This window comes from Halarchaeum salinum, assembly GCF_039520965.1.
Classification (GTDB): Archaea; Halobacteriota; Halobacteria; order Halobacteriales; family Halobacteriaceae; genus Halarchaeum; species Halarchaeum salinum.
Map to the genome: position 1 here is coordinate 1 of NZ_BAAABL010000003.1, position 6,048 is coordinate 6,048.

6 protein-coding genes are annotated in these 6,048 nt (G+C 59.5%); 2 read left to right on the forward strand and 4 right to left on the reverse strand.

Features of this window, described 5'->3' with window-relative positions; all coding sequences use genetic code 11:
• Positions 1 to 139 precede the first annotated feature (139 nt).
• From ABDZ36_RS00195 to ABDZ36_RS00210, 4 genes are all read right to left on the reverse strand, one after another.
• Positions 140 to 853 carry a hypothetical protein gene (locus ABDZ36_RS00195; RefSeq protein ID WP_021780750.1) on the reverse strand — a complete coding sequence of 238 codons (714 nt, stop codon included), beginning with the start codon at positions 851 to 853 and terminating at the stop codon, positions 140 to 142.
• Positions 853 to 1,929 (reverse strand): RNA ligase family protein, encoded by a 1,077-nt coding sequence (locus tag ABDZ36_RS00200; protein WP_020221820.1) that lies wholly within the window; start codon positions 1,927 to 1,929, stop codon positions 853 to 855. Before ABDZ36_RS00200 ends, ABDZ36_RS00195 begins: the two co-directional genes overlap by 1 nt.
• A 21-nt stretch (positions 1,930 to 1,950) precedes the next feature.
• Positions 1,951 to 2,211, reverse strand: coding sequence for a hypothetical protein (locus tag ABDZ36_RS00205; protein ID WP_020221821.1), 261 nt, complete (start codon positions 2,209 to 2,211; stop codon positions 1,951 to 1,953).
• A 142-nt stretch (positions 2,212 to 2,353) separates the two neighbouring features.
• Positions 2,354 to 4,009 carry an MBL fold metallo-hydrolase gene (locus ABDZ36_RS00210; protein WP_199897020.1) on the reverse strand — a complete coding sequence of 552 codons (1,656 nt, stop codon included), beginning with the start codon at positions 4,007 to 4,009 and terminating at the stop codon, positions 2,354 to 2,356.
• A 159-nt stretch (positions 4,010 to 4,168) separates the two neighbouring features.
• On the opposite strand from ABDZ36_RS00210, the gene ABDZ36_RS00215 reads away from it, so the two are divergent.
• Positions 4,169 to 4,651 carry a DUF8030 family protein gene (locus tag ABDZ36_RS00215; protein WP_049934116.1) on the forward strand — a complete coding sequence of 161 codons (483 nt, stop codon included), beginning with the start codon at positions 4,169 to 4,171 and terminating at the stop codon, positions 4,649 to 4,651.
• A 207-nt stretch (positions 4,652 to 4,858) separates the two neighbouring features.
• Complete coding sequence (locus ABDZ36_RS00220) at positions 4,859 to 5,710, forward strand: hypothetical protein (RefSeq protein WP_148286734.1); 852 nt, start codon at positions 4,859 to 4,861, stop codon at positions 5,708 to 5,710.
• Positions 5,711 to 6,048 lie beyond the last annotated feature (338 nt).

Below are 6,048 nucleotides of genomic sequence, written 5' to 3' on the forward strand. Positions count from 1 at the left end.
AAGAAACTTCAGACCTGGGCGGAGGGATACGAACTGCACTCCTGAGACTTATGGGTAAGAGACAGGACTGAAGTCGTGGGAGAAGTCACGCCGATATCGTCATCGTACTCGTCAGAGCCGTTCGGACGTCCGTGCACGTTCAGTCGAGCGGCCGGTAGTGGTGGAGGTTGTCTTTCGCACCGGGGTGGCTCGGCAAGTCGATCTGGGTGACGTGTTCGTAGCGGGCGTCAAGGACGTCGAAGAACCGCATATCCCCGAACGCCTTGAACCCCTCACCGGGGCGTTCGCCGATGTAGATGACGTCGCCGTCGTGGAGGAGGAGTGACTCGTAGGCCATCGGGCCGACTGGTGGCCAACAGAGCACGAGCGTCTCCGCCTTGCCGTACTCGAGAAGGACGTCTTGATCACCCGACTGGACCGGGAACCACGGGTCGAGGATGGGGTCGATGTCGTAGGCGGTGATGTCGCCGCTGCGTTTGTCGAGTTCGTACGCCCAGTAGCCCGTCCACGCACCGAGTTCGACGAGTGGCCCCTGCTTGATGAGGTAGTCGAGTGCCTCCCGGGTCGGAATCGCGAACGCGTACTCCGTGATCAACTGCTGTTGGGCGTCCGTCTCCCACAACGCAGAAATCGGCATGACGGTGTCCCGCTCACGCTTCCGACGTTTGAGCGTCGCGAGTGTCTCCTGAATCGCGTTGATATATTCGATTGTGGTGTCCTCGTTTTGGATGGTGTTGAGGAAGCCAGTCCACGAAACGGAGATGGAGTCCGGCTTCTGGTCGCGATAGCGGTCACTGATCGCTTCGGGGTCGCCACCGCGCTGGCTAATCTCGTCACGGGGATACTCGGTCATCAGTCTGTGAGATATTGCCAGATCGTGGTGGGGTCGGCGTTGTTGAGGGTGGCGTTCGTCTGGAGTTTGCGGAGTTCGGCGACACATCGCTCGGCGACGAGCGGATAGACGTCGCCGGGAACGAGTGGTCTGTCGAGCTGCATGATCTCGGAGTAGTTTTCGGCCCAGATGTCCTCCACGACGCGTGGGTAGAGGTCGTCGGCGAGATGCAGGCCGAACTCGCGGCCGTCCTCGACGACCATTGTCCGAACTTCTTTGCGGATGCGGGCAGGCGTGCAGTAGGTCGCAACGAGGTATTCGGCGCCCGTCTCGGCCTCGCTTGGATTCTGGCCGAACTGGGCGCGGTTCAGCTCGTGGAATTCCTCGCGGACAATCTTCACACGTCGCTCGTGGGTGTCGCTCCGCACGACGACGCCCTCAGCGTCGACGTCTGCCGTAAGCGACGATGGTGGGATATCGTAGGTGTCGGGATCGATTGTGCTGTCCTCCTCAAGGATGGTCGCCGGAACGAACGCATACTCGGATGGGGTGTCTTCGTCGCGGAGTCGATCGAGCGCACGCCACGCCGTAGACGTCTCAAGGAATCCCGTGAACGTCTCCGCATAGGGATTGCCGGGTGGTGTATATGTCTCGATCTGGTCGTAGGGGAGGATGTCGAACCCCACGAGGGCGGGGAGGTCGCGTTCGGTATGGCCGTAGTCGAGGGTGGAGTAGACGAGGTTTTCCGCGTAGACGGTAAGCGGGCTGGCGTACTCCTCGTGGAGTGCTCGGAGTGCGTTTGTGTCGATGCCGTTGCGGAGACAGCGGACTGCTCGGTGGAGCGCGCCGTCGGTCTCGGCGAGTGGATCACGGTGGCAGCCCATGATGGATTTGCGTGTTCCGTAGACGAGGCTGCCGTCGCCGTCCGCAGCCTCAACGACGGTGTCCGGGTAGGCGTCGGCATAGCGGTCGTCGTAGAGGGTGAAGCGGAAGGCGCTGCCGTCGAATTTCTCGACGACCACGAGGTCGTCCGCCGCGAAGAAGTCGTCGGGGACGACGGGATGGTCGTAGCGTGGAATTTTCGGGTAGACCTTCATCGCGAGTGAGCGTGGGGTGGGTTAGTCATCGAGGTCGGTGATGCCGTTCTCGAGGTCGGTGAGGTCGCGCTCAAGCCGTTCGATATGTGTTTCGAGGTCCGTGACGCTCATGAGTGCGAGGGGGAGGAACTCGTCGTCGCGTTCGGGCATTAACGGTAGCTGGCTCGCCGCCGTCATCGGGTCGCCCTCGTCGGTGCGTTTCCGGACGAGTTCGTCGCGTGCGGCACGCAGTTCGCGTCGGAGGAGTTCAGCGTCAGCCGTGGCTTTCCAACCAGCGGCCACGACTGCATGCTCAGCCCGTACACTGGAGCGCGATAAATGCTTTCTGTCGCCCACTATCTGAGGATGTGTTGGTTAATCTATAGGGGAGTTGTCTCATCCCGAGTTTCTGTACATACCCTACAGGGGGAGACTACCATACACCCTACTCACCGGACGACTCGGTCTCTGTCTCCGGATGCGTAATTTGGAGGTTGACGACGTCGCCGGGCTCGAGGTCGACATCGTCGAGGACTTGGAGGAAGGTGTCGCCGTCACTACTGAGGACGCGGGCCGTGACGTGACGGTCGTCCTCGCTGAGCTGGGCCTCGATGGTGTCGAGTCGCGAGAGGACGGCATCTTCAAAGGATTCGGACGTGGGTTCGGTGGGCTCATCCTGTGGCTGTGGGCGCTCTCCGGTAGCCCGTATCGAGTCGTCGGCTGTCGGCTCCGTCGGGGACTCGGTGGTGGCGTCCGTACCAGCGAACCGCTCGACGAAGTAGTCGACATCGACACCCTCCGCCGCTGGGTTGACGTCGTCGTGGGTGAGGCTGCTGAACGAGGCGTCCGAGATGGGTGATTGGTCTTGTTCGGCGTCGCGGTGGCGCATCCGAATCCGCTGGATGGTGTCCTCGTGAAGCCAGCCCGGTGCAGTCCACTCACCATCCGCGTAGAGCGTGTGTCGATGCTCGTCGTCGGTCCCCCAGGTGAAGCAGCGGTCGAAGCGTTTCTGGAACCGGTTGAGTGTCCGGCCAGAGGCGTGCTTGACCACGACTTGTGTTGGGGCGAGCGCGGCGACGAACTCGTCGATGCAGACGCTCGACGGATGGTTGATGAGGGTGGCGTGGTAGGTCGAGCAGGCGGTTGTCGACACTGGAGTCCCAGAGCCGGTCGTGAGCTGGACGAACGCCGCACCTGCATCCTCATCGATCGCCTGCAGTAAGCGCTCGGTACTCCCGGTCGTCGCCGTTTCTGGGCCGCCAATCGTGATCGTGCCGGGTTCGAGGACGTCGCTCGGGGCGTCGAACGTCGGTGTCGCCGTGACGTGGGGACAGTCGTAGTCGAGGTTGTGGTAGTGTTTCGCTGTCTGGCCGACGAGCCGAATCGGGACTGTGTGGCCGATTTCGTCAACGAGGCTATCGAGGAGAACACCGACGTGGACACCGGTCAGCGCGCTCGTCGCGACGACGGTACGCGACCCGCCATAAGCGCGCTCAAGGATTATTTCAAGGACATCGTCGAGGGTCGTCTGGTAGTCATCACGGGTTGCGACGTTGAGGAGGAGGGCGTCGACATCTACGGGCAGTTCGTCGGTGAGGCCGGCGTAGCCCGCGCAGGGACGCGTGGTGAAGTCGCCGGTCGCAAGGACGTATTTCGTGGATGGTGTGAGTTCGCCGTCGAGGGTTTCGTCGGTGACGCGGAAGAGGAAGCCGACAGCACCGGGTGTGTGGCCGACAGAGACCGGGCGGACGGCGAGCGTATCGAGAATCGATGTCCAGTCGTCGATTGGCGTGAGTGCGTCAAGTGCGCTGTCGACGTCGCCGAGTGTCTCGTGCTGGGCAATCTCGGGAAACGCACGCCGCAAGACGGTCGCGGTATCGGCGGCGGTGTAAATCGGGGCGTTATGGCGGTGGTTCTGGGCGAGCGAGCGGTAGTGGTCGATGTGGGCGTGCGTGAGACAGATCGCGTTCAGGTACTCGTCGTCGCCGAGCGTCTCATCGAGGTCAACGTCCGCGCCGGCGTCAACGAGGATGTGTGCGTCGGTGCCGTTCGCCGCCGTGAAGTGGAGGAGTGTCGACTCGTTGCCCGTGTCGACGTTCACGTTCTGATACCCGAATTCCATTCGCTATCAGCATCTCACCCGCCCGACTATTGAACACTCGGAATGCAGACGGATACCCTCGACATCGCGTCTCACCGCCGGGCAGGTTTGTCGCCCCCGTGAGGGGCGGAGGGGCAGTAGAGAGCCTCCTTAGTAACCATGTACGAAGACGACGAGCGACGTGGCCGACAGCGTCTCGAGGCAGAGCTCGAACCTGAACAGTATCCCCGCACACCACTCCAACTTCGCGTGCCGAACGACCTCGGCAGGTTCGCGATCGAGCGATTCGTCGAAGGAATCATCACCGCGCTCAAGCGCGAACCGGTTGGTGTGGAGTACACGTCAACGACGCTCGTCGGGACGAAGCGCACACAGTACATCGCGCAAGGGTCGGGGACGGTGTTCCAGAAGCGGCTGTACGACCCACGGTTGGGCTGGCGGGAGACGTCCGTCCGGCAGCTCGTCGCCCGTGACGAACTCGTGAATCGACTCACGCTTGACCGACCTGCTGAGGACGGGCAGTGGGCGCGACGGCGCGATATTTGTCATGTACTCCGGGTCGACATCGTTCGGTTGTCAAGCAGGGCTCAACCAATATTCTTCTGTCTGTTAGGTAGGTCGTGTTTAGTTGGTAGTGTTTAATTAGGACTGAAAAGTGAGGTGGCGTGATTTTGTGCTGGTCTATGGCAGAAATCGCACGTTTCAGTAGCATAACGACTGGGTCCAGTCTAAAAAGCGGAAGACAGAATGCAATCTGACACTTTGGTCAATCCTCGATGACTGTGTCAGTCTATGGGCGTTTTATCGTTAGTTGATGTGATATGATTCCGACCAGTACTACTTGATGCGATGTCAGACCACAGTAAGCAGCCAAGTGGAAAGGACGACAAGCAGGTGGCCTCTCGCCGCGGCGTCCTGCGAGGAATTGGAGGCGCAGTTGCTACCGGGACGGCGGCTACCGGGTTTACAGGCCTCGCCGCTGCAACGGGAGACTCACGTCCGCCTGTTGAAGTGAAGGAGGTGAATAAAGTCAGTGAATCAATATCTAATAGCCTCAAAGTAGTCCAGTACGTAGCTAAAGTCGTCAAGTACGATTCAGAGGGGCAGATTGAGGATACGACCTACCTCCAGGGGAAGGTCACTAATCCGACCAACACTGAATCCAGAACACTCGAGACCGCGAGTACCAGTACCAGCGAAACTGAAGACTTCTTGGTTCAGGAGGTGGATGAGTTGACCTATAAGAACTTGAAAAACGGAGGCCGTGGCGCGGATCTCTCAACCGCGGCAGTCCAACCGATGGACAATGAGGGCGTCATTGAACGACATGAACAGGTAGGTGCCGAGACGGGAAGCTGTTCGGTTTACAGCGACTACTCGCACCACTTTAAGGGAGTCGCCGTTGAATTTACCCAGCGAGTCAACGACATCGGAATTACGGCCGCAGCAGGGGCAATCGCCATCTACATTGAGTCGGCAGGCATCGGAATCGCCGTGACATTGATTGGCGCCATCATTGCACTGATCTCGGACACCGATTCCGTCACAGTTGGGATGAATGAGATTGACACCGTCTTCGGAACGGTTCCGAACCAGAAAGGAGTGGGCGCTGTTGGCTACGGCGTCACGGACGAAAGTAAATTCGTCTCGCCGTCGGACGTATCAGGAATCGTTTCCACCGGTCACCCATTCCGCTACTAGAATTAGACACGCTCTGCCCAACCCGGACATTAATTACCACACCACTTATTGACATTACTATGAGTGAAGGTGAGAACAATAATAAAGTTCTACGGAGTCGTATCGGAGTCGCCGGTGAGAGTATCGTTATAGGGACCGTACTTCTAGCAGCTCTCACGACTGTCCTACGTATAAACGGCAACTCAATCCAGTTCAGTCTCACGGCCGGCATTATCCTCGGCGCGGTGACTGGAATCTGTCGGTACCTCGTCCAGAATTACCGGTCGTAGGAGGGTGTCATAGAAGTCTTCACACACTATAGTAGAGTTTCTAACTGTTATAGAGCGTTACTAGCTTAG

What these genes read in the sequence shown, in the direction of transcription:
- ABDZ36_RS00220 (WP_148286734.1), top strand. Translation starts at nt 4,859, where the DNA reads ATGTCAGACCACAGTAAGCAGCCAAGTGGAAAGGACGACAAGCAGGTG.
- ABDZ36_RS00215 (WP_049934116.1), top strand. Translation starts at nt 4,169, where the DNA reads ATGTACGAAGACGACGAGCGACGTGGCCGACAGCGTCTCGAGGCAGAG.
- ABDZ36_RS00195 (WP_021780750.1), bottom strand. Translation starts at nt 853, where the DNA reads ATGACCGAGTATCCCCGTGACGAGATTAGCCAGCGCGGTGGCGACCCC.
- ABDZ36_RS00200 (WP_020221820.1), bottom strand. Translation starts at nt 1,929, where the DNA reads ATGAAGGTCTACCCGAAAATTCCACGCTACGACCATCCCGTCGTCCCC.